This is a genomic window from Exiguobacterium artemiae 255-15 (assembly GCF_000019905.1).
GTDB classification, from domain to species: Bacteria; Bacillota; Bacilli; order Exiguobacteriales; family Exiguobacteriaceae; genus Exiguobacterium_A; species Exiguobacterium_A artemiae.
In genome coordinates this window covers 2,478,428-2,500,742 of sequence record NC_010556.1, presented here as the reverse complement: position 1 = coordinate 2,500,742, position 22,315 = coordinate 2,478,428, and the positions used below count along the sequence as shown (strand labels likewise).

At 46.5% G+C, this 22,315-nt stretch carries 23 protein-coding genes; 12 read left to right on the top strand and 11 right to left on the bottom strand.

The genetic code is table 11. The annotated features are described in order from the left end of the window. Window positions 1–99 precede the first annotated feature (99 nt). From EXIG_RS12905 to EXIG_RS12895, 3 genes are all read right to left on the bottom strand, one after another. Window positions 100–903, bottom strand: a complete 804-nt coding sequence (locus tag EXIG_RS12905) for an SMP-30/gluconolactonase/LRE family protein (protein ID WP_012371401.1) — start codon at window positions 901–903, stop codon at window positions 100–102. Window positions 904–939: 36 nt separating this feature from the next. After that, complete coding sequence (locus tag EXIG_RS12900; protein ID WP_012371400.1) at window positions 940–1,464, bottom strand: YceI family protein; 525 nt, start codon at window positions 1,462–1,464, stop codon at window positions 940–942. A 148-nt stretch (window positions 1,465–1,612) separates the two neighbouring features. After that, window positions 1,613–1,876 carry a metal-sensitive transcriptional regulator gene (locus EXIG_RS12895; protein WP_012371399.1) on the bottom strand — a complete coding sequence of 88 codons (264 nt, stop codon included), beginning with the start codon at window positions 1,874–1,876 and terminating at the stop codon, window positions 1,613–1,615. Between the two features lie 229 nt (window positions 1,877–2,105). On the opposite strand from EXIG_RS12895, the gene EXIG_RS12890 reads away from it, so the two are divergent. From EXIG_RS12890 to EXIG_RS12880, 3 genes are all read left to right on the top strand, one after another. Then, window positions 2,106–2,651, top strand: coding sequence for an RNA polymerase sigma factor (locus EXIG_RS12890; protein ID WP_012371398.1), 546 nt, complete (start codon window positions 2,106–2,108; stop codon window positions 2,649–2,651). After that, a complete protein-coding gene (locus EXIG_RS12885; protein WP_012371397.1) occupies window positions 2,651–3,409 on the top strand; it encodes an anti-sigma factor in 759 nt (252 codons plus the stop codon). Before EXIG_RS12890 ends, EXIG_RS12885 begins: the two co-directional genes overlap by 1 nt. A 196-nt stretch (window positions 3,410–3,605) precedes the next feature. Next, window positions 3,606–5,648, top strand: a complete 2,043-nt coding sequence (locus tag EXIG_RS12880) for a putative bifunctional diguanylate cyclase/phosphodiesterase (protein WP_012371396.1) — start codon at window positions 3,606–3,608, stop codon at window positions 5,646–5,648. Between the two features lie 255 nt (window positions 5,649–5,903). On the opposite strand, the gene EXIG_RS12875 is transcribed toward EXIG_RS12880, so the two are convergent. From EXIG_RS12875 to EXIG_RS12865, 3 genes are read right to left on the bottom strand one after another with little or no spacing between them, the layout of a single operon-like run. Further along, a complete protein-coding gene (locus EXIG_RS12875; RefSeq protein ID WP_012371395.1) occupies window positions 5,904–6,251 on the bottom strand; it encodes an iron-sulfur cluster biosynthesis family protein in 348 nt (115 codons plus the stop codon). Window positions 6,252–6,302: 51 nt separating this feature from the next. After that, on the bottom strand, window positions 6,303–7,031 hold the full coding sequence (locus EXIG_RS12870) for a TspO/MBR family protein (protein ID WP_012371394.1): 729 nt from the start codon (window positions 7,029–7,031) through the stop codon (window positions 6,303–6,305). A gap of 59 nt (window positions 7,032–7,090) precedes the next feature. Beyond that, window positions 7,091–7,936: a DegV family protein gene (locus EXIG_RS12865; protein ID WP_012371393.1), complete on the bottom strand. Its 846-nt coding sequence runs from the start codon at window positions 7,934–7,936 to the stop codon at window positions 7,091–7,093. A gap of 186 nt (window positions 7,937–8,122) precedes the next feature. On the opposite strand from EXIG_RS12865, the gene EXIG_RS12860 reads away from it, so the two are divergent. The 6 genes from EXIG_RS12860 to EXIG_RS12835 all read left to right on the top strand — a co-directional run bounded on the left by EXIG_RS12860 (window position 8,123) and on the right by EXIG_RS12835 (window position 13,105). Then, window positions 8,123–8,668, top strand: coding sequence for a type II toxin-antitoxin system RelB family anti-toxin (locus EXIG_RS12860; RefSeq protein ID WP_012371392.1), 546 nt, complete (start codon window positions 8,123–8,125; stop codon window positions 8,666–8,668). A gap of 13 nt (window positions 8,669–8,681) precedes the next feature. Then, window positions 8,682–9,779, top strand: a complete 1,098-nt coding sequence (locus tag EXIG_RS12855; protein ID WP_012371391.1) for an ABC transporter ATP-binding protein — start codon at window positions 8,682–8,684, stop codon at window positions 9,777–9,779. Continuing rightward, the gene (locus EXIG_RS12850; RefSeq protein ID WP_012371390.1) at window positions 9,779–10,585 is read left to right on the top strand and encodes an ABC transporter permease; all 807 of its coding nucleotides are present in this window, start codon (window positions 9,779–9,781) and stop codon (window positions 10,583–10,585) included. The genes EXIG_RS12855 and EXIG_RS12850 overlap by 1 nt, the downstream gene beginning before the upstream one ends. Beyond that, window positions 10,582–11,385, top strand: coding sequence for an ABC transporter permease (locus EXIG_RS12845; protein ID WP_012371389.1), 804 nt, complete (start codon window positions 10,582–10,584; stop codon window positions 11,383–11,385). The genes EXIG_RS12850 and EXIG_RS12845 overlap by 4 nt, the downstream gene beginning before the upstream one ends. 3 nt (window positions 11,386–11,388) lie before the next feature. Further along, entirely contained in the window at window positions 11,389–12,462 is a 1,074-nt protein-coding gene (locus EXIG_RS12840) for an ABC transporter substrate-binding protein (RefSeq protein ID WP_012371388.1), read from the top strand. 133 nt (window positions 12,463–12,595) lie between these two features. Next, a complete protein-coding gene (locus EXIG_RS12835; protein ID WP_012371387.1) occupies window positions 12,596–13,105 on the top strand; it encodes a hypothetical protein in 510 nt (169 codons plus the stop codon). Between the two features lie 32 nt (window positions 13,106–13,137). Here EXIG_RS12835 and EXIG_RS12830 read toward each other — a convergent pair whose 3' ends face one another. Then, window positions 13,138–13,746, bottom strand: coding sequence for a YktB family protein (locus EXIG_RS12830; protein WP_012371386.1), 609 nt, complete (start codon window positions 13,744–13,746; stop codon window positions 13,138–13,140). A 128-nt stretch (window positions 13,747–13,874) separates the two neighbouring features. Here EXIG_RS12830 and EXIG_RS12825 point away from each other — a divergent pair, with 128 nt between their 5' ends. Further along, the gene (locus tag EXIG_RS12825) at window positions 13,875–15,572 is read left to right on the top strand and encodes a GGDEF domain-containing protein (RefSeq protein WP_012371385.1); all 1,698 of its coding nucleotides are present in this window, start codon (window positions 13,875–13,877) and stop codon (window positions 15,570–15,572) included. Between the two features lie 422 nt (window positions 15,573–15,994). Here EXIG_RS12825 and EXIG_RS12820 read toward each other — a convergent pair whose 3' ends face one another. The 4 genes from EXIG_RS12820 to EXIG_RS12805 all read right to left on the bottom strand — a co-directional run bounded on the left by EXIG_RS12820 (window position 15,995) and on the right by EXIG_RS12805 (window position 20,195). After that, on the bottom strand, window positions 15,995–16,645 hold the full coding sequence (locus EXIG_RS12820; protein ID WP_012371384.1) for a homing endonuclease associated repeat-containing protein: 651 nt from the start codon (window positions 16,643–16,645) through the stop codon (window positions 15,995–15,997). 269 nt (window positions 16,646–16,914) lie between these two features. Beyond that, window positions 16,915–18,564: a peptide ABC transporter substrate-binding protein gene (locus EXIG_RS12815; RefSeq protein ID WP_012371383.1), complete on the bottom strand. Its 1,650-nt coding sequence runs from the start codon at window positions 18,562–18,564 to the stop codon at window positions 16,915–16,917. A 326-nt stretch (window positions 18,565–18,890) separates the two neighbouring features. Further along, the gene (gene bcp, locus EXIG_RS12810) at window positions 18,891–19,340 is read right to left on the bottom strand and encodes a thioredoxin-dependent thiol peroxidase (protein WP_012371382.1); all 450 of its coding nucleotides are present in this window, start codon (window positions 19,338–19,340) and stop codon (window positions 18,891–18,893) included. A gap of 12 nt (window positions 19,341–19,352) precedes the next feature. Then, window positions 19,353–20,195 carry a hypothetical protein gene (locus EXIG_RS12805; RefSeq protein WP_012371381.1) on the bottom strand — a complete coding sequence of 281 codons (843 nt, stop codon included), beginning with the start codon at window positions 20,193–20,195 and terminating at the stop codon, window positions 19,353–19,355. Between the two features lie 112 nt (window positions 20,196–20,307). Here EXIG_RS12805 and EXIG_RS12800 point away from each other — a divergent pair, with 112 nt between their 5' ends. Both EXIG_RS12800 and pruA read left to right on the top strand, forming a co-directional pair. Beyond that, entirely contained in the window at window positions 20,308–20,595 is a 288-nt protein-coding gene (locus EXIG_RS12800) for a HesB/YadR/YfhF family protein (protein ID WP_012371380.1), read from the top strand. 127 nt (window positions 20,596–20,722) lie between these two features. After that, window positions 20,723–22,267, top strand: coding sequence for an L-glutamate gamma-semialdehyde dehydrogenase (pruA, locus tag EXIG_RS12795; protein ID WP_012371379.1), 1,545 nt, complete (start codon window positions 20,723–20,725; stop codon window positions 22,265–22,267). Window positions 22,268–22,315 lie beyond the last annotated feature (48 nt).

Sequence of the window (22,315 nt, the reverse complement as noted above, 5' to 3'; positions counted from 1 at the left end):
TTACACTCCCTCGTCATTAATATACACTTCTGTTTTAGTATCGCCTGTTTTAGTACAGACGTCCACAAAAAAACTCCCTCTCATGAGGGAGTAAATGTGTCAATACGTCACTTCGAAAACGGCTCCAGCATGTTCGGAATCGTCCCCGTCTGCTGCTGTCGTGACGAGTAACCGGTCTTCATACAGAATCGGGCAAGTCGGATTTGAAACCGGGAAATCGATATGGGCGAGTTTTTCACCGGTTTCAAGATTCCAGCGTGTTAAGCACGACCCAGCGTAATGGGCGATGAAGACATGACCTTCCGTATCTTTTGTCATGCCGTCCGGGAAACCATCTTCGTCCTCTAAATCGATTGCCACCCGACGGTTCGTCAAAGGTTGATCCGCAACATAGTCGAAGGCATAGACTTTTTTCGTTGGCGTATCGATGTGATAAAGTGTCTTACCGTCCTCGGACCAAACGAGTCCGTTCGAGTTCGTTAAGTTTTCGAGGAGGACATCGACGGAACCGTCATGACGCAGACGATAGAGGGAAGCGGTCTCGCCGTCCTCTTCATTGATACTTCCGGCCACATACTGACCCGATGGATCAAGTTTCCCGTCATTCATCCGGTCGGAGTCAGGAAGCGTCAATTGGGTTTCCAGTGAGAGGTGTCCTTCCTTTAAATCAAACGTTCCGAAACCATGTGCCGACGTGACACGAAGGAAATCCGGCGCATCCGTCAAAGCGATCGAGGTGATGGCACTTGGTACTTGGTACGGTTTTAAAGCCTCTGTCGTTAAATCATATGAAAAAAGAAGCTTGCCCGGAATATCGACGAAATAAAATCGTTTTGTTTTAGCGTCATAGACGGGCGACTCCCCGGTCTTACATGCAACATCAATAAAAAGTGAAACTGTCATCTGATTTCCCCCTACATCTACTATGATCTCTAATAATTACCCGTGAATGAACTCGAGGTGCAATTGGAACTTCACATCACTGCCGACCAGAACACCTCCGGCTTCGAGCGCGACGTTCCAGGTGAGATTGTAGTCTTCCCGTTTGATCTTCCCGTCGACTTCAAAACCGGAACGTGTATTACCCCAAGGATCAACACCGCTGCCTTCATACTCGACCTTAAACGTTTCTGTCCGCGTAACATCCTTAATCGTCAAATCACCGGTCACTTCATATTCGTCACCGGCGTGTTTTTTAAACGAAGTCACACGGTAAGTAATGTTCGGATACTGCTCGACATCGAAGAAATCAGCTGATTTCAAATGTGTATCGCGGTCCGCACTGCGTGTGTCTATCGTAGCGACCGGAATCGTTACGACAGCAGAAGCGTTTTCCAAATCATGTGCTTCTCCACTGACATCGAAGGTAAAGTCACGAAACTCTCCTTTAACCTTTGAAATCATCATGTGTTTGACTGAGAATGTGATGGAGCTGTGGTCCTGATCGAGTTGATACGTAGCCATATTCGGTTCCTCCTCATGTTCAAGTCACTTTTCGTCATGCCTTTTATTGTTCCTTTTTATCTCGATTCCAAAACATACAGCGGAAACAAAAATAAGTCTTGCACCGCATCCAAGCAGAGCAAGACTATCAACGATTCCAAGGAATCGATTAGCGGCTTTTTACCAGCAAGTTCACGGCTTCCTTAACCAATTCCTCCGTCTGTCCTTCGCCGGATTGTTCGGCTTCTTTGACACACTCGATCAGATTGGAGCTGACGACGACACCAATCGTCCGGTCAATGGCGGAGCGGGCAGCCGACAGTTGCGTGATGACATCACGGCAATCCTGTCCTTCTTCCATCATTCGCAAGATACCGCGAAGTTGTCCTTCGATCCGGCTGACCCGGTTCTTCATTTTACGATCGTAATCCATTCATTTTCCTCCATTCTAAGATGCAATCCGTCTGTTCGATACCTTTATGCTATGCCCATCACGGTATTGCTGTCAATCTAACCGCTTTTTTCAGCTATATTTTTTAGCGGAATAGGGAATATGGATGTGGTGGACAAAAAAATGAAATAAAGTGAAAAAACTAAAACGATTTTGCGTCAGCTTGCGTATACTATATGATAAGGCTGACTGATCACCAAGGAGGAGAAGGATGCATACTCAATCCGATGAATCGCTTTATCATCAGATGCGCAGTGGAGATGAACAAGCTCTCGAAGTACTGTATGACAAGTATGAAAGGCTGTTGTTTTCATTCGCTCATCGCTTTACGAACAATGATCGTTTATCAGAAGAAGTCATCCAGGAAGTCTGGATGAAGATTTGGAACGGACGGGTCGATTTTAATACCGATAAAGGAAAGTTCTCCTCTTGGATATTAACGATTACCCGCAATGCAGCGCTCGACTGTCTGAGACGCGAGAAACGCCAACCGACGATTGAAGTCGAGGAGCGGGACGGCGGATATGATGAACCGGTCGAACGGACGGTCATGCAGCGGGAAACAGCGACGGAAGTCCGCGATGCCGTCAATGAACTGAAACCCGATCAACAAGAGTTAATTGAACTCGTTTATTTTAAAGGCCTGACACAACAACAAATTTCAGATCAGCTTAATTTACCGCTTGGAACGGTGAAAACCAGAATAAGGAGTGCTATCCAGGCACTCCGGAAATTACTAGACGGGAGGGAACGTTGATGGAAGAACGTTGTCATGATTTAATCGATTACTTCAACGGAACATTATCAGCTGCCGATCGCGACGCGTTCGAGGCACACTTGGCGACTTGTGATGACTGCAAACAGGCGCTCCAAGAAATGCAAGACTTGATGCTGCCCATCGCGGAATCACTTCCGGAACGACCGATACCAACCGGCATGAAGTCAAGAATTCTCGGTGAAGTCCTTGGATCGACGAAACAAGGACAAAAACCGGTGCAAGCAGCAGTTGAAAAACCGGCTGTAGAGGAGACGCACTTGTCTGACCTCGACGCAGCACGATCGAAGAAAGAGAAAAAACGGTCTGTGCCGCTCGGATGGTTGATGAGTATCGCAGCCGCCTTGATCCTGTCACTTGGTGCCAACGCCTACTTCTTGTCGCAAGACGAGTCTTCTCCGGCGGAAGAGTTTGCGATGGACGAAGTCAAAGGAATGGGCAACTTTGAAAGTACGACCTCAATTAAGGGGTCAAGCATGATTTTTACAAAAGATGATCAGGAATTCATGCTTGTCCAACTGAAAGATTTACCGCCGCTGAAGAAGGGTGAGTTGTATCAACTTTGGACGATTCAAGGTGATACGCCTCGTGCGAACGGGGTCATCGAACAGGACGGGGAAGCGGCAGCTGTCTTCCCGATCAAAGGAGACGGAACAATTGATGCGGTCGCCATCACAGTCGAACCTGAACCGGATTTAGAAAAACCGACCGGCGAAGTCGTGGCTTCCGTCGCGTTATAACAATCAGTGAATGAGAGATAACAGTAAGGGGATGCGATATCAACAGCATCCCTTTTTTTGTTCGTTTTTCGAGTATATCCGCCTATTTTAGAAAAAAGCACACGCATTCTAATGAAATTTCTTCAGAAGACTGAAAAAATACCGGTAAGCAGACGATACTAATAGGAATGTCAGTCAAAAAAGAGAGGCACTTATCATGAATGAATGGATCACCTTAACGAAACATTACGAAGAGACATTGGTCATCCTATCGGTCATCGTGGCCATTGTCGGATCCTATGCCTCACTTGAATTAAATCGCCGGTTGGCAAAAGCCGTATCTTTAAAGAAAAGAGCATTGTTCGTCTCTTGCTTGACGATGGGATTATCCATTTGGGGTATGCACTTCGTTGGCATGGGGGCATTTGAGTTGGCGGTACCGGTCAAATACGACTGGGTGCTGATGTTCCTGTCAATCGTCCCCGCCGTGACGGCTGCCTGGATTGCCTTTTATCTCTTATATTATTCGGAGCTGACACGGAAAAAAGTCATCATTGCCGGAACGTTAATGGGGACGGGAATCGCCATGATGCATTATCTTGGTATGGTTGCGATGCAGTTCGATGGGGATGTCCGCTATGATGCGGCGTTATTCACGTTATCGATTGTGATTGCCATCACGGTCGCTTATGTCGCCCTCCTGTTGCTGTATATGACACGGCATGTCGATAAAAAACGAATTTTGATTCCCGTTGCCATCTTAATGGGGTTTGGTATTTCAACGATGCACTATGTCGGAATGCTCGGGACGACGTTTTGTGTTCCCGGTGCTTCGGGAGTGGACGTCTCAGCCAGCCCCGTCACATCAAATATCTTAAGCGACGTGGCAGTTCCGGTCTTTTTAATCGTTCTGTTGATCGTCGGACTGTATATTCATCTTGAACGGCGGGCCTTACAGATGATGGCGTATACGGATCATTTGACCGGATTGCACAATCGCCGTTGGCTGGATCATCATATGTCAAAAGTCGACGGACAATACAGCCGGACGAAAAAGCGGATGACGATGGCGTTGCTCGATCTGGACGGGTACAAATGGATCAATGATACATTCGGCTTTGATCAGGGAGACATCGTCATTCGGCAATTCTCGGACCGGATCAAAGCGTTACTTCGAGAAGATGAAGCCTGTATCCGTTACAATGGAACCCAATTTTTCCTGATTCAAAACATCCATCCCGATCTGCTCGAAGAGGCCTTCACGGATGTCCTGGAAGCAATCCGGCAACCGATTTTTCTCGACGGGCAGGAGATTCATTTGACTGCGACCATCGGCATCATCGTTCCGAATATTACGGATACACTGGAAATGCGGATTGGTCAGATGGAAAGCGCCCTGCGTGCAGGGAAAAATGAAGGACGGGACCGTTTTGTCATCTACGATGAACTGCTCCATTCGGATCGCCGGGAACAACAAATCGTCGGTTCCCTCCGTCGGGCCATGACGGACTTTAAAGAGTTTAATCTCGTCTATCAACCGAAAATTGCGCTGGCAACAGGCAAGGTCGAGCAGGCAGAAGTCCTGATTCGCTGGAATCATCCGAAATTCGGTTTCATTTCACCGGCGGAATTCATTCCGCTCGCTGAAAAGTACAGTCTGATCCATCGGCTGACCCAGTGGGTACTGCAGGAAACTGTCAAGCAAATGGAAGTCTGGCGGGAAGAGGATCACTTCATCCGTCAAGTCTCCGTCAACCTGTCAGCGATGCATTTCCGGTCGGAATCGCATAATTTGATGATCAAGGAAATCGTTCATCATTCGTTGAAGAACGGCGGAGAATTGCAACTTCAACTGGAGATTACGGAGACATCCGTCATGGAAAATCTGGAGCGGGCCTTATTGATGCTCGGAGAATTGAAGCAATTGAGTTTGACGATTGCGCTCGATGACTTCGGGACAGGACTGTCCTCGCTGACGCATTTAAAGCATTTACCGATCGATATCTTGAAGATTGATAAATCATTCATTGATGAAGTACCGCATGATGAGCGGGGAACGGCGATTACCGAAATGATCATCCAGTTGGCGAAGAGTCTTGGGATTGAAGTGGTGGCGGAAGGCGTCGAGACGCTTGAGCAGCATGAATTCCTGAAACGACTCGGATGTGACTATGGGCAGGGTTATTATTACAGCCGTCCGGTCAAGGTCAAGGATCTCGACCAGCAGACGATTGAACGAACTGTCCTGGATGTGGGCTGACAGCACATCCGTTCAATCCAATCCGTGTCTTTTTACGTATACTGGATAAGCACACGAGGAATATGTGTGCGATCATGGGGGACGCAATGGCTTCGTGAACGAATTCCGGGCAGGAATTTGTTCGACTTGTGCAAGATGCAGACAGAATCGCCGTACATTTCGATGGTTGCTCAGCTCTCTACTCAATCCAGTACCTGTCTGTCCATCACACTACAAAGGCAGCTTTCCACAAGGGAAGCTGCCTTTTTTGTCGTCTTACCGGTTGGCTGTCAACTGGCAGCCGGTCTGATCTGTAACGAGGACGTTCGTATTGAAGTATTGACCATCACTTTTTAGAATCAATGATTTTTTCTCGGGAATGTAATCAAGCGTCATTTCCTGATCGAGAAAATGGCTCGACCACCGTTTAACGAGGACCGGTCCGACGTTTGAATCAATCGTCATATCTTCGTCCGCCGCCCCTTCGACGAGCCGGATGCTGAAGATGCCGGAGTTCCCGCAACCGCATCCTTCCGTATCATAATAAAGATGCAGTTGACCGGGAGTATCCCCGCGTAACTGGTCGATGCGTGCCAGAGCCGTTTCTGTAAATGTGATATGCATGACATTCACTCCTTTGACTTCATTATACGCCGAACCGGGCAGAAAATAACGTTAGTTGCTCACGCGCATTTGCCGGCGCATCCGGACGAGCAGGAAGACATATCCGGCAAGCAGGACGACGACACTTCCGAGAACAACTGTATCAACAAGCCCGTTATCCGACTGGAAGTTGATTGCAATGTAAGCCCAGACGAAGACGAGCGGATAAATCGGATCGCGGTTAAAGAACATGAACAACAAGGCGAGAACTACACCAACACCAAGCATGATCATCGTCCAACCGGCATCGCCGATTCCAAGCCATGAGTTGATGTTTTCGGTATCGATGGTCAAGAAGATATTGGCAATCGTCGCAACCGATACCCAACCGAGGTAAAGCGAGAACGGCAATTTAAAGCGTAAGGCTTTTGTCTCGCGGTCGATTTTTGAGTAAATCACGATCAGTGAAACGAGAAGACCGACGATGACGACGACCGACAGCGGGAATAACTTGTATGAGAACGTAACAATCCAACCGGCATTGAACAGACAACTGATCAAGAACCACGGTCCGATTTTTTTTGCGATATCATGTTCCTTGAATTTCGGAATCGTCTGCATGATCAACCAGACGAGCAAAACAAGATAGATAAGTCCCCAAATCGAGAAAGCATAACCTGCGGGTTTGAAATAGGTCATGATCGTGTCCGAAATCCGTCCTGTCTTTCCACCGTCAAGCGCATTGACAGCGATCGTAAAAACAAAACCAAGCCAGTTGAGCCAAATCCATTTGTTTTTCAATACAAAAACCTCCTTTAATCTCTAAAGGAGGTTTACCCGGATATTTGACTCTTTAGACATCAGCGTCGGCTCGTCGGATTTAAGAACGACATGCCGATGGCCGGATTACCGGTATGTGAACCGAGAACAGGCGTTAAGTTATCGATGCGAACTGTGACATCGAACCGCTTTTCGAGATTCGTTTTCCACTCGAACGCCAAATCGTAGGCAGTTGCATGGAATAATGAAACATCAGTGACCGTTCCGCTCTCAAGCATTTCAACGAGATGGTCATAAATCTTCCCATGCGCTTTCTTGAACGTTCGAACCGTCTGATACGGTACGATTTTCCCTTCTTCGAAATGAAACAGAGGCCGCAATTGAAGTAAGTTACCGACAAACGCCTTCGTCGAGGAAATGCGTCCGCCTGCCTGCAGCTGATCGAGGTTCGCGACCGTGAACTCGATATGATGATCGAAGCGGCGCTCTAAAATATACTGCTCGATTTCTGTGACTGCCATTCCATCTGCTGCGAGTTGCATCGCTTCCGCAAGCAATTGGCCCGCCGGATAGATGCCGCAACGGGAATCGATGGCAATCAACCGGAATCCGGCAATTTCAGCCCCTTGAACAGAAGCGTTATACGTCCCGCTCAGCTCGCTTGAAAGATGGATCGCAAAGCCGATATCATACTGCTCTTTTAACCGTTCATAGTGTTCCGTGAACGTACCGATCGACGGTTGGCTGGTCGTGACCTTATGTTTCGCATCGATCCATTGATAGACGGTCTCGGCCTCGACATCGATGCCGTCCGTAAAACTTTCACCATCCTTCATGACAAGAAGAGGGACGACGGTCAAGTCTTCGTGCTGAGAAATCGAATCGGGCAAAATCGTCGTACTGTCTGTAATCCATGCAATCTTCATGCTGTTTCCTCCTTATTTTAGTACCTGGTATTAATTGTAGTTGTAAGCGTTATCGCTGTCAAATGAACCTTTAAATTTTTGAAACATTTTAGTTGATTAACTGGCCCAATACGCTATAATCGGTACGTGATTAGTAAACTTGAAGTCGTCTTATACTAAACTGTTATTTGGAAAGGAGGGCGCGGATTGCGGACGATCGGAAACAAAATCAAAAATCTGCGTCTTCAAAAAGGCTTGACGCAAGAGGAGCTTGGCGAACGGACGGATTTAAGTAAAGGATACATCTCGCAAATCGAACGTGAGATCAGTTCACCGTCGATCGAGACGCTGTTCAGTCTTCTGGAAGTACTCGGCATCTCGGCGAAGGATTTCTTTGATGAAGACACATTAAATCAAAAGGTCGTTTATTCGCAAAAAGATGTCACGCGTTATGAGGACCCGGAACAAGGGTATCATGTGACATGGCTGATTCCGGAATCGAATGAAAAGGAAATGGAGCCTGTCTTACTGCGATTGGCACCGGGCGGACACTTTAAAGCATACGAACCGTCCGGATCGGAAACGTTCGTCTATGTACTTGAAGGGGCGGTCACGTTGAAGCTTGGCCGGGAATCATTCGTGGCGACGCAAGGCGAGACGCTCTATTATAAAGCTTCAGAAATTCATCAGTTACGAAATGATTCAAAGGCGGAAACGAAAGTACTCGTGACGGCCACGGATTCGTACTTATAAGGAGGAATAAGATTTGGCAGACAACAATACGATCATTCAATTTACAGACGTGACAAAACGTTTTGACGATCAGACGGTTCTTGAACGCGTCAGTTTTGAAATTGAACGTGGAAAATTTTATACGCTGCTCGGACCATCCGGTTGCGGGAAAACGACGGTTTTACGGCTGATTGCCGGGTTCACTGAAGCGACGGAAGGCGATATTCTGTTCAATGGAAAACGGATCAACGATGTTCCCGCCAACAAACGGCAGGTCAACACGGTCTTTCAGGATTATGCGTTGTTCCCGCACCTCAACGTCTTTGAGAACATCGCGTTCGGATTGCGGATCAAAAAGATGAAAGACGCGGAAATCAAGACACGTGTGCTCGATGCGTTAAAGTTCGTCAACTTATCCGGATACGAAAACCGCGAAATCACGGAGATGTCAGGCGGACAGCGCCAGCGTGTCGCTATCGCCCGGGCGATCGTCAACGAACCGGAAGTCATCTTACTGGATGAACCGTTATCGGCACTCGATCTGAAACTGCGGACGGAAATGCAGTATGAGCTACGTGATTTACAGCGTCGTCTCGGCATCACGTTCATTTTCGTCACGCACGATCAGGAAGAGGCACTGGCGATGTCGGACGAAATCTTTGTCCTCAATCACGGTCTGATTCAGCAGTCGGGTACACCAACGGATATTTATGACGAACCGATCAACCGTTTCGTCGCTGATTTCATCGGGGAATCGAATATCATCCCGGGACGGATGTTGATGGATTACCGGGTCTCGTTCGCAGAAAAAGAATTTGAATGTGTCGACCGCGGTCTCGAATTAAATGAACCGGTCGAAATCGTCATCCGTCCGGAAGACTTGGAAATCACCAGCGTCGCCCAAGGGAAGTTGCGCGTGACCGTCGATTCCCAGCTGTTCCGCGGTGTTCACTATGAGATTGCCTGCATGGATGAAGTCGGAAACGAATGGCTCGTCCACAGTACGAAAAAAGCGACGGTCGGGGAACAGATCGGCTTGACGTTTGATCCGGAAGCGATTCACGTCATGCGTCTGAATGAGACGGAAGAGGAATTCGACAAACGGCTTGAGTCCTACGATGGGGTGCTGTGATGCAGAAGACACGTAACTGGTACCTGATTCCGTATAGTTTCTGGATTGCGTTGTTCGTCATTGCGCCGATCGTCCTCGTCGTCTATTATTCGTTTCTCGATCTCGAAGGACATTTCTCACTCGTCAACTACCAGAAGTTCTTCACCTCGACGTATCTGACGATGACGCTCAGCTCGTTTTGGTATGCCTTTTTGATCACACTGTTTTCACTGGCAATTGGTTATCCGACTGCCTATCTGCTGACGAAAACAAAGCATAAACAATTGTGGCTGCTGTTGATCATCTTGCCGACCTGGATCAACCTGCTCTTAAAAGCCTATGCTTTCATCGGTCTGTTCAGCACATACGGGTGGGCGAACCAGACGCTTGAAGCGATCGGAATCGGCCGGAAACAGATTTTGTTCACGGACTTCAGTTTCGTGTTTGTTTCCGTCTATATCTTCATTCCGTTCATGATCCTGCCGATCTTTAATGCGATTGAAAAATTGAACCCGTCACTTGTGTTTGCGGCCCGCGATCTCGGGGCCTCGAATTTCATGACGTTCCGCCGTGTCGTCTTTCCGTTGACGCTTGACGGTGTCAAATCGGGCTGTCAGCTCGTCTTCATTCCGGCGCTGTCGTTATTCATGATTACGCGTCTGATTGCCGGGAACCGGGTCATCACGCTCGGAACAGCGATTGAACAGCAGTTTCTTGTCACGCAAAACTGGGGAATGGGCGCGACGATTGCCGTCTTCCTGATTATTGCGATGGCAATCATTCTGGCATTAACGAGTACGAAACGGAAGAAAGGAGCGACGACATGATGAAACGATTAAAATTAGCGAATCTGTACCTGATCGGTGTCTTCATCATCTTGTACGCCCCGATTCTTTATCTGGCCTTCTACTCGTTTAACAGTGCCGATAACATGACAAACTTTGATTCCTTCACGTGGGATTGGTACAAGGAAGTGTTCCAGGATTCCCGTCTCTTGATCATCGTCTTAAATACGCTGGTCATTGCGCTTCTGTCCGCAGCGATTTCGACGATCATCGGTGTCCTTGGAGCGATCGGGATACAGGCGGTCCGCAAGAAACGGATTGAGACGTCGTTGTTGACGCTCAACAGTATCCTGATCGTCAGTCCCGATGTCATCATCGGGGCGTCGTTCCTGATCTTCTTTACGATGCTCGGCATTCAGCTCGGCTTTACGTCGGTCCTGTTGTCACACATCGCGTTCTCCGTCCCGATTGTCGTCATTCTGGTCCTGCCGAAACTGCAGGAAATGAGTCCGACACTCGTTGATGCAGCGCGTGATTTAGGAGCGAGCCGGCTTGATGTTCTGACGAAAGTCATCCTGCCGTACATTACACCCGGTATCTTTGCCGGCTTCTTTACGGCATTGACGTATTCACTCGATGATTTTGCGGTGACATTTTTCGTTACCGGAAATGGATTCACGACATTGTCCGTTGAAATCTATTCGCTTGCGCGGCAGGGGATTTCGATGAAAATCAACGCCTTGTCGACCGTGATTTTCCTGTTTACATTCTTACTCGTCATCGGCTATTACTTCCTGAACCAACGTTCTGCGATGAAGTTGTCCCGACCGGAGGTGAAATAATCGATGAAAAAACTCATTCAATTGTTTGTCGCGATTTTCTTGATTTCCGGTATCATCCTGTTTGCGTTGAACCGGTTGAACACGACGCAAGGTTATTCGGGCAAAAATGTCCTGAACATCTATAACTGGGGCGATTATATCGATCCGGAACTGATTGATCAGTTCGAAAAGGAATCCGGTATTAAAGTCGTCTATCAGACGTTTGATTCAAACGAAGCGATGCTGACGAAAATCGAACAAGGCGGAACGACGTACGATATCGCTGTGCCGTCCGATTATGCGATCGCAAAGATGATCGAAGAGGATTTAGTGTTGCCGATCGATCAACAAAAGATTCCCAATTTGAAGAACATCGATCCACGGTTCCTCGATTTATCGTTTGATCCAGGTAACAAGTATTCGATTCCTTATTTTTGGGGAACGGTCGGGATCGTCTACAATCAAAAACTGATTGACGGAAAAAAACCGACCAGCTGGAAAGATATCTGGGATCCGGCATTGAAAAATCAAATCCTTCTCGCAGACGGAGCACGTGAAGTGATGGGGATGAGTCTGAACAGTCTTGGCTATTCCTTGAACGAGACCGATGAAACGAAACTGCAGGAAGCCAAAGCCAACTTGATGGATTTGACACCAAACGTCAAAGCGATCGTCGGGGATGAAATTAAGCTTTTGCTTGCCAATGAAGAAGCAGGAATCGGTGTCGTCTGGTCCGGTGATGCCAATGAGATCATGAGTGAAAATGAGAATTTGAACTATGTGATTCCAAAGGAAGGATCAAATGTCTGGTTCGATAACGTCGTCATTCCGAAAACGGCTAAAAACGTCAAAGGTGCCCATGAATTCATCAATTTCATGCTGGACCCGAAAAATGCCGCTAAAAATGCGGATTATGTCGGATACTCGACGCCAAACAAAGCAGCGTTGAAATTGCTCGATCGGGACGTACGGGAAGACAAACGTTTTTATCCCGATAAAGAGGTCACGGATACACTTGAAGTATATGAAAACTTAGGAAAAGAAATGCTCGCTCATTATAATGAACTATTTTTAGAGTTCAAAATGCATAAGAAATAACAAGAAAAGTTGTTGCCCAAACGGGTAACAACTTTTTTTGAAATATTTTTTAAAGAAATGTATGTAAAGTGAATATTATTTCGAAAATGGGGGAATGAGATATTTATCAAAGCATTTCAAGGGGGAGCACATCATGAAACAAATTTTTGGTCTTATCTTAACTGCCGCACTTACCATGAGCCTCGTCTCAGGTCCTTCATATAACCAGTCTGCCGAAGCTGCGAAGCCGACGGATATCGATTGGTTGAAACAAGTTAAAACGACAGCGTCAAAAGCCAAATCCGTCGATGGAAAAGTGACATTGGAAAAAACGACGTTAGCCCAGGTACATAGCGCGTACAAAGGGGAAAAAAACTCGACGTGGTGCCAAAGCGGTAAAGGATTGGTCGCTCCGAACAAAGCAGTTCACTACTGCTCGACATTCGGTGTGCCTGACCGCAAAGCGAAAGTCTCAGCCATCGTCTACAATCCAAAAGTGATCGGCCGGACAATTACCGTCAAAGAAGTCAAAAAAGCGTACTCAACGGCAAAACTCGACAAAACATTCAACCTGATGACCGTTTCAACAAAAGAGGTCAACATTTATCTAAATTTAAATTCTGAACGTACACAAGTCATGTCAATTCTAGTAAAATATAACTAACGAACAAAGGATGACCTTTTGGGCCATCCTTTTTATTGAATTTTTTTATAGATTGGCACGAGTTGTTCATAGGTATTTCGAATCAATTTTACTAGATCTTCGTGCGACATCGCACTGACTTCTTCGGCAGAGACATGACGGCCGACCAAAAATTCCGCTTTCTTGACATCACGGAATCGTACCAGTCCTTGTTCCAGACCGGTCTCGTCAATCTGTTGTGCCTCTTTCTTCATATGATCGTAAGAAACAACGAAATCAGACGGAAGAGCGTGCAACAGTTCCTGATGATTCAGGAGTTTTGTCGCGTACTGTGATTTATTCGGAAGTTCGTAAATGTAAGCGAGCCAGATGAACAGATGATCATCAAATAAGCCGACTTGGAAATGCGGATGCTTTTTGTAGCCGCGTTTGTTTGGGGAAAAAGCCATCCATGTGTCCTTCGGGGGATTTACTTTCCGGCGGGCATGCTGTGCAATATGCACATACATATCTTCTGCCAGGTTGACCGTTAAATCGGGTGAGACTTCCTGTCCGATTTGTTTGAAAACGGGTTGAATCCGTTCCCGAATCGCGTCCATCCGTTGTTCCAGTCCTTCAATCTCAAATGTATCAAATGCTTCTTTCGTAAAATGTGTAGTCACTGATTTATCACCTCTATTGCTAGTGTAACAAATCAAAGCTTGAAGAATAGACCTCAATGCTCAAATGAGTGATAATCAGATTGTTTTTTTCATATATACACAAAATGTGTTAGGAAGGGGAAGTCAACATGCGTCGCTTTCAACAATATCTCCTTCGAAGCTGGATTGTATTTTTTCTTGTCGTCATCGGAATCGATTTACTGGCGAAATCAAGAGATTACAACCTGAGCATCGACTTTTTTACGTTTACGCTTGTTGTTGCACTCTCCACCATCTTTGTTATTGATCCGGTGCGCAGAAGACATATGAGCTTTACGTTCCATTTCGGATTCGTCCTGTTTACGTTTTTAACGTATGGACTCCTGTCTGCCATCTGTGTTGGACAATTGACGATGTTGATTTACCAATTGCGGACGTTCCATACCGCAATCGGCCGCCGGCGTATGCTACATAATTACCCGTTTAATGTCACGCTCGAGCTGTTATTGATTTTGCCTGCCGGACTAGCTTACAATGCGCTCGGCGGGACGCACGGAAAAGATTTTTTATTGATTGAAAACGTCGGACCGTTGCTCGTCATGGTCTTGATTTTATGGATCGTCTTACTGTTCCAGTATAAATTGTCGAACTTTTTACTTGGTGAAAACATCCCGAACAGTGTCATGCTACCGTTGCTTCGGTTTGAGGCAGTTGTCATTGCCGCCGAATTGCTGTTTGGAATTTTCAGTACGTTGATGGTTCAAAACAACGGCAACAGCGGTCTTGTCATGACAGCTTTTGCGCTGTTCATCATCAAACGGTCGCTTGGCAGTTCCGTCCATGCCAGTGACCGGATCGAGCACTGGGAACAGATTGAACGATTGAAGGAAGCAGCCTGGAAAGACGGCGATGCCCAGTTCATCATCGAACGGTATTTACGCCAATTGAACCATTTCGTTCGTCCGGATATCGCCTGGATTAAGTTTGATTTCGGTGAAGGGGAGTCGATTTATTATTCGTTAAAGGACGGTCGGAAATTAAAAGCGGATCATGTCCACGGCATCATCATTGAAGATATCATTGACGAAAAAGAAGAAGTGTTGCTTTACGGTATGCAACAGGAATGGGATATCCGCCTGTATGATTGTGTCCCGGAAGAAACGCAATCGATTCTGTTTATTCAGCCGGAAGCAACCGAAAAAATCAATTGCTCTTTATTTTTAGCATCTGAAGCGAGCGGCGAGTTCACAAAAGACTTTGGTTATGAATTGTACCGCGCGTTACGTGTCCTCTCCTGGGCAGTTGAACGGGCACAGGAGCGGGAACGTCTGTTGACGGACAGCCGGACGGACGCGATGACGAAATTACCGAACTACCGGGCGTTGCAGGAGTGGGGCGATCGCCGGATTCGGCAACGTGATTTATATCCATTCTCAGCCTTGATGATCGATTTGGACCATTTTAAACAGATCAACGATACATATGGGCATGAAGTCGGGGATATCGTTCTGTTTGAAGTCGCCAAGCTGTTAATGCAGGCGACGCGAATCACCGATCTTGTGGCCCGTTACGGCGGCGAGGAATTTGTTGTCTTGTTACCGAATACGGATCTGGAATCGGCTCAAATCGTTGCCGAACGGATTCGCGAGACGTTACATGCCAATCCGATTCAGGTTGAAGGAGATTCGTTAAGGATTACGGCAAGTATCGGTGTCGATACGTTAAACGAGCTGGGTGATTTAGCGAGTCTGATCCGCAATGCCGACCGGGCAATGTATATCGGTGCGAAGTTCCAAGGACGCGACCGTGTCGCATCATACCAAGAGTGGAAAGAACGTGTCATCTAAGCTTAAGATAAAGGTGCTGACTCAAAAGTCAGATTCTACAAAGAGAAGGGTGGCAGAATTGGAATCTGCCACCCTTTTCGTGTAAAAAAACACTCTTTTCACGCGACTCCTACAGGGAAAAGCGCGATTTTGCGCTGTCAGAGACAAACAAGACCCGGGTTTCTGCCTGATTCAGGCAGGAAAACTGGCTTGTGTCTCGCCTGAGGAAAGGGCGTGAAAGAATGAGTGTTTCTTTTTTGAGTCAGCCCCTTTTAACGTTCTGATAACGTGTGTAGATCGTGTGGAGAGCTCTTAAGTACCCGTAGTAAGAGGTAAGAACAGGAAGCTCTCTGAGGGCGTTAAATGAGACAAAAAAGCCCCGTTCTGCAAGAGAAGGAGGCTCAGTGATTATGAATGTATTTGAAGGAAAAATAAAAGCAGGATTATTGAGCTTGCTGGTTGCTCGTACGGATTTCGCTTTCAATCGCATGGATGGCCGCAGACCAAGAACCATACCGGTGCAGTAGAGCTTTCGTCGACGGTTTGTTGTTTCGTTTCGCCCATTCACGATAGGCTTCGAATGAGAGCGAGAAACCGACTTCTTCAATCGCTTGGCGCAGCGACGCAGCAAGCTCGGCTTTTGAATAGGTGACGCTCGCTTCTAATCCTGCGGCCGTACAGGCATCATGCCAAGATCCGAACATCTTCACGATATGATAATGACTCGGAGCATGATGAACCGATTTACGCCAGATTTGATATTTCTTTAAGGTGATGGTCGATCCGACATCCTGGGCGTACCGGTGAAACGATTTCAGGATTTCATCTTTTGTATATTTCGGAGCCCGCTCGAGTTCTTCCGGCTGTTGATCGATATGCCATTCATAACCGGCTGCTGATAAAGCTTCCGGCCAAGATCCGAACTGACGAATGATGGTTTCCGGTTGCGGCCAACCATGTTCGATGGCATAACGACGATAAATCGTCCGGCGGGGACGATCCTGGATGAGTTCGCCTAAAGCTTGGATGGCTTGAATCATTTCAAGTTGTTCTTCCGTCCATGTTTGCTGACTCGTAAGTACACGTTGTTTCAAGGGTGAGTCCTCCTTCCTAGTAAATCGTAATAGTTGAGGCAAAAGTCCTCTGTATAGAATATATCGGCACTTTTCCATTAATTATGAATAATTACCGTGAAATATTGTAAATAAAGTGAAAATCATTCTTCTGCTAAGTATAAATGGAAGTAATCCAAATGAAAACAGAATGTTACCAATTTTTAATGAACCGTATAAAAACAGTACATTTGTCTCATATGGAAAAAAAGACCAGACCCGCATGGAGCGAGACTGGTCTTAGGTCATACTTATTTTCCTTCGATATACGTCCATTTGAACGAAGTATCCGCACCGACTTTATGGTTGACGATTCCTTTAACGTACGGTTTACGTAAGAGGGAAGCACCGCGTTGGTACATAACTGAGATCGCTTGATCGTCTTCAAGTAAGACTTTCTCCGCATCTTTCAGTGACTGCCAACGTTTTGCTGCATCTGTTTCTTTCATCGCCGACTTGATGAGTGAATCGTACTTGTCGCTTGTGTACTTACCGCGGTTGTACGGTCCATCTGTCATCCACATGTCGAGGAATGTCATTGGATCCTGGTAGTCAGGGCCCCATCCTGCGAATGAAAGTTCGAACTGACCTTTAGACTCGAGGTCCAATTTGTTTTTGAACGGTTGCTGTTTGATTGTAACTTCAAGACCTGGAAGGTTTTTCTCCCACTCGCCTTTGAGGTATTCGGAGATTTTCTTCGAGTTGTCGTCATCGTATGAAAGAAGCTCAAGCTTGACGGATTTCTTACCGATATCCTTCAGACCTTTTTCGAACGAAGCTTTAGCCGATGAAGCATCGAATGATCCGAAACCTTCGTTGCCGTCACGGAAGTCTTTTCCGTCCGGACCTTTAGCGAATTCTTTTGGTACATAGTAGTAAGCAGGGATCGATCCGTTGTTTAAGAGGACGTTCGCCATCTGCTCTTTATCGTAACCAGAGTCGATTGCTTTACGGATGTCTTTGTTTTTGAGCAATTCGTTTTTGAAGTTCATTTGGATGTAGTACATCGACGCGTCAAGACGTGTATCGAAGTCTTCGCTATCTTTGTACTGATCAACGAACTCACTTGTCAGACCAACTGTATCGATATCACCTTTTTCGTACAGGTTGACGGCTGTTGATACTTCTTTAACGACTTTATAGTTGACTTCTTCGAGTTTGACCGTATCTGCATCCCAATACTGATCGTTTTTCTTGTAGCTCCAGCCGACTTCTGTTTTCCAGTCCGTCAGTTGGAACGGTCCGTTGTAAAGGAAGTTCTCCGGGTTCGTCGCGAAGTCTTTGCCTTTTTCTTCAACAAATTCCTGTTTGAGTGGCATGAATGAACCGAAGCCAGTCAATGCTTTGAAGTATTCAGCCGGTTGTGTCAGTTTGACTTCAAGTGTCTTGTCGTCAACTGCTTTGACACCGACGTCAGCCGGTTTTCCTTTTCCTGTGTTATACGCTTCAGCGCCATCGATGATATACATGATGTACGCATATTGCGATCCGCTTTTCGGATCAAGAACACGTTTCCACGCATATTCGAAGTCTTTTGCCGTGACGTCACTGCCGTCCGACCATTTAGAATCACGTAATTTAAATGTGTATGTAAGACCATCTTCAGAGACGTCTACACTTTCCGCAACACCAGGTGTCGGCTCTTGTTTTTCGTCGAGACGGAAGAGACCTTCCTGGACGTTGTTTAAGACTGTGAATGAAACTGAGTCTGTCGCAACGGTCGGGCTGAGTGCCGGGATGTCTGAACCGCTTGTCAGGTTAAGAACCTGTTTGTCCGACGCCTTTTTCGTATCAGTCGAACCTGAAGTATCTTTTGAATCATCTGTCGATGTACAAGCAGCGAGGCTTGATCCGGCGATGGCTAAAGCACCAACAAGTGCAAGTGTTTTTTTCGTTTTCATAATAATAAGTTCCCTCCCAAGAATGAATATATATGATTGAAAAATGAGTACCGATTAGAATAGCGATCCGGTGTCCTATTAAAAAAATAAGAGGGGTCATCGCCTTTTATTTTGTTGAAGAAAAGCACCGGATCAACTTGTTACCAATAATAAATACAATATTCAGAAAAATCAATAGTTTATTTTCAGATTATTTCAAATTGATTAAAATTTCGTGTAATATCAACGGTTTTTTTGTAAAAATAATTTTTCGGAAGGATAATATTGGGAGGTAAAAATGATTCCAAAATTAAAACACGCACATCAAATGGCGTGTTTTAATCCGGTCAGTTCAGTTGTTCGAGGAAGGAAAGTGCTTCTGTGACGTGATCTTTGACTTTCACGGAACGCCATTCCTGAATCAATTCACCAGATTCATTGATTAAAAAAGTAGAACGAACGATTCCATAATATTCCTTTCCGTAATTCTTTTTCAACTGCCAGACACCGTATTGCTCACAGACGGTATGGTCGACATCAGACAATAATTCGAATGGAAGTTCGTATTTTGAAATAAAATTCTGGTGACGTTTTTGACTGTCTGCCGAAATGCCGAGAATGACCGTGTTCTTTGCGGCAAAGGCTTCCGAAGCATCACGGAAGTCACACGCCTCCGTCGTACACCCAGGTGTCGAATCTTTCGGATAAAAGTAGACGATGACTTTTTTTCCGCGGAAATCACTTAGTGAAATCATCTCTCCCTGCGCATTCGGCAATGTAAAATCGACTGTATTCATGAATGGTCCTCCTCAACCCAGTTCCATATTCAACTGGTCAGCGTATTTTTCGAGTTTCTTTTGCAGACTTTCCTTTAACGGATCGAGCGCAATCAAATACTTTTCAAAGTCGGTGCCGGCTTTTGCCGTCTTCAGTAATAAGGATTGTTCCTCCCGGTACCAGTCGGCGTAATCCTCATAGTAATGGACAAGCGTCTCCGGATTTCCCTTGTTACCGAGGGCCGGACCATAAATCATCAGGATGTTACTGTTCATTTCAAGCGCCATGTAGTCCGTCTGGGCATTGACCCGGGTAAAGACTTCATCCTGCTTATCTTCTTTCGTATTCCCGACGGCTTCCGCCGCTTTCGCATTGACGCCGTATTCATCGGCATTAAAGGATTCAAACAGCGAGGCGAGGGTCGTAAAGACTTCGGGATCAAACTTCGTCGGCACGATGACGACTTTCCATTCGCCGTCCTGTTTTAAAAACAGTTTTGAAGCGCGGTTCGGTAAAGGCAATCCGTCTTCATCGTTGAATTCGTGAATGATGTAGGCGACGTTACCTTCCTGAAAACTTTTGACGACTTTACCCGGTTTGATCTTTAAATTCTTGGCGCCGAGTGTCGCGGCCCGCAACAACTTTTGATCCCCCGTATACTCAATCGCGGCAAGTGCTTCAGCATCAGCTGTACCGGACTGACCAACAGTTTGTTGATACGTCTTGTAGACATCAAGAACGTCTTGACTTGCCTGTTTCGTTTGTTTCGTTTCCGTCGACTTCGGGGATTCAGTATCAGTAGACGGAGCGGAATCGTTTCCGCATCCGGCGAGGATGATTCCCGTTGATACGAGTACCGTCAATAATCGTTTCATATTTCAGTTCCTCCTATATGAACAACATCTTTCATTATGTCTTCACCATACAGGAAATTCGCTTTTTTGAGTAGGGAATAGGTACACTAGCATAAAGGAGAGTGGGTTCACCATGAAAATTCACGTAACAGACGAAGCACTACAATATTTCAAAGAAGAGATGGAAGCAAAGGAAGGCGATACGATCCGCTTTTTCGCCAAGTACGGCGGCTCTACCGATTTAACGCAAGGGTTCTCAGTCGGAGTCCACATGGAGACCGTTGACCGGGCAGCGGTTGAAGAAACCGTCGACGGGATTCATTTCGTCGTCTCCGATCAGGATGACTGGCTGTTCCAGGGACAGGATGTCGAAGTATCCGTCCAAAATGAAGAGATTGTCTTTTCACAAGCTAAGCAATGAACAGCGGATGAAGAGGGCCGAAACGGTCTTCTTCATTTTTTTGTCTAGAATAATTGTAAGCGGCGACATGCTTCTGTACAATGGAGAATGTAAGCGATTAAAAGCAAGTATAAAAGGGGGAATAGAGATGATTCCGTACAAACACGAACCATTCACGGACTTCTCACAGGAAGCAAACAAGAAAGCGTTCGAAGAGGCGCTTGAACTTGTATCGAAAGAGCTTGGAAAAGATTATCCGCTCGTCATCGGGGGAGAACGTGTGACGACAGAGGACAAAATCGTTTCTGTCAATCCGGCAAACAAAGAAGAAATCGTCGGACGCGTTTCGAAAGCGACACAAGCACACGCTGAAGATGCCATGCAGGCAGCTGTCAAAGCATTTGAAACGTGGAAATTCGTCAATCCGAGTGTTCGTGCGGACGTCTTATTCAAAGCCGCAAACATCATCCGGAAACGCAAACATGAATTCTCGGCTTACCTCGTCAAAGAAGCAGGTAAACCATGGAACGAAGCAGATGCGGATACAGCGGAAGCGATCGACTTCCTCGAATACTATGCGCGTCAAATGCTTGTCTTAAAAGAAGGCAAAAAAGTCGAGAGCCGTCCGGGCGAATACAACCGGTACGACTACATTCCACTTGGTGTCGGTGTCATCATCTCACCATGGAACTTCCCATTGGCCATCATGGCAGGAACAGCGGTTGCTGCGATCGTGGCAGGTAACCCGATCCTCTTGAAACCAGCATCGACGACACCGGTTGTCGCTGCTAAATTCGTTGAAGTCATGGAACAGGCAGGTCTTCCGGCCGGCGTCTTGAACTTCATTCCGGGACCTGGGGCGGAAGTCGGCGACTATCTCGTCGATCACCCGAAAACACGTTTCATCAGCTTCACAGGTTCGCGTGATGTCGGACTCCGCATCAACGAACGTGCTTCAAAATTGAACGACGGTCAAATCTGGCTTAAACGCGTCATCGCGGAAATGGGCGGAAAAGACACGATGGTCATCGACGAGTCGGCTGATCTCGACTATGCGGCAGATATGATCACAAAAGCGGCATTCGGTTTCTCGGGACAAAAATGTTCAGCTTGTTCACGTGTCGTCGCACTCGATTCGGTTTATGACGAGTTGCTTGCGAAAGTCGTCGAAAACACAAACAAACTCAGTATCGGTAACCCGGTCGACGTGACGAACAACGTCGGACCTGTCATCGATGCAGCAGCGTTCAAGAAAATCACATCGTACTTCGATGTCGCGAAACAAGAAGGCCGGATTGCAGCAGGTGGTACAGCGGATGATTCGACAGGATACTTCGTCGCACCAACAATCGTCGCTGATGTCCAACCGACAGACCGTCTGATGCAGGAAGAAATCTTCGGACCGGTCGTTGCGTTCACAAAAGCAAAAGACTTCAAAGAAGCAATCGACATTGCCAACAACACGGAGTATGGTTTGACAGGTGCCGTCATCACTCAAGATCGTACGAACCAGGAATACGCACGTGCGAACTTCCATGTCGGTAACTTGTACTTCAACCGCGGTTGCACAGGTGCAATCGTTGGGTACCAACCGTTTGGCGGATTCAACATGTCAGGGACGGATTCAAAAGCAGGCGGACCGGATTACTTGACTTTACATCTTCAAGCAAAAACTACTTCTGAAATGTTCTAAAATGATGTTTAATAGATGAAACGGGTATGCAACCTGCATATCCGTTTT

Bases quoted from the DNA above. Each gene is read 5' to 3' on its own strand.
- EXIG_RS12905 (WP_012371401.1), bottom strand. From the start codon at position 903: ATGACAGTTTCACTTTTTATTGATGTTGCATGTAAGACCGGGGAGTCG.
- EXIG_RS12900 (WP_012371400.1), bottom strand. From the start codon at position 1,464: ATGGCTACGTATCAACTCGATCAGGACCACAGCTCCATCACATTCTCA.
- EXIG_RS12895 (WP_012371399.1), bottom strand. From the start codon at position 1,876: ATGGATTACGATCGTAAAATGAAGAACCGGGTCAGCCGGATCGAAGGA.
- EXIG_RS12890 (WP_012371398.1), top strand. From the start codon at position 2,106: ATGCATACTCAATCCGATGAATCGCTTTATCATCAGATGCGCAGTGGA.
- EXIG_RS12885 (WP_012371397.1), top strand. From the start codon at position 2,651: ATGGAAGAACGTTGTCATGATTTAATCGATTACTTCAACGGAACATTA.
- EXIG_RS12880 (WP_012371396.1), top strand. From the start codon at position 3,606: ATGAATGAATGGATCACCTTAACGAAACATTACGAAGAGACATTGGTC.
- EXIG_RS12875 (WP_012371395.1), bottom strand. From the start codon at position 6,251: ATGCATATCACATTTACAGAAACGGCTCTGGCACGCATCGACCAGTTA.
- EXIG_RS12865 (WP_012371393.1), bottom strand. From the start codon at position 7,936: ATGAAGATTGCATGGATTACAGACAGTACGACGATTTTGCCCGATTCG.
- EXIG_RS12850 (WP_012371390.1), top strand. From the start codon at position 9,779: ATGCAGAAGACACGTAACTGGTACCTGATTCCGTATAGTTTCTGGATT.
- EXIG_RS12845 (WP_012371389.1), top strand. From the start codon at position 10,582: ATGATGAAACGATTAAAATTAGCGAATCTGTACCTGATCGGTGTCTTC.
- EXIG_RS12840 (WP_012371388.1), top strand. From the start codon at position 11,389: ATGAAAAAACTCATTCAATTGTTTGTCGCGATTTTCTTGATTTCCGGT.
- EXIG_RS12835 (WP_012371387.1), top strand. From the start codon at position 12,596: ATGAAACAAATTTTTGGTCTTATCTTAACTGCCGCACTTACCATGAGC.
- EXIG_RS12825 (WP_012371385.1), top strand. From the start codon at position 13,875: ATGCGTCGCTTTCAACAATATCTCCTTCGAAGCTGGATTGTATTTTTT.
- EXIG_RS12815 (WP_012371383.1), bottom strand. From the start codon at position 18,564: ATGAAAACGAAAAAAACACTTGCACTTGTTGGTGCTTTAGCCATCGCC.
- bcp (WP_012371382.1), bottom strand. From the start codon at position 19,340: ATGAATACAGTCGATTTTACATTGCCGAATGCGCAGGGAGAGATGATT.
- EXIG_RS12805 (WP_012371381.1), bottom strand. From the start codon at position 20,195: ATGAAACGATTATTGACGGTACTCGTATCAACGGGAATCATCCTCGCC.
- EXIG_RS12800 (WP_012371380.1), top strand. From the start codon at position 20,308: ATGAAAATTCACGTAACAGACGAAGCACTACAATATTTCAAAGAAGAG.
- pruA (WP_012371379.1), top strand. From the start codon at position 20,723: ATGATTCCGTACAAACACGAACCATTCACGGACTTCTCACAGGAAGCA.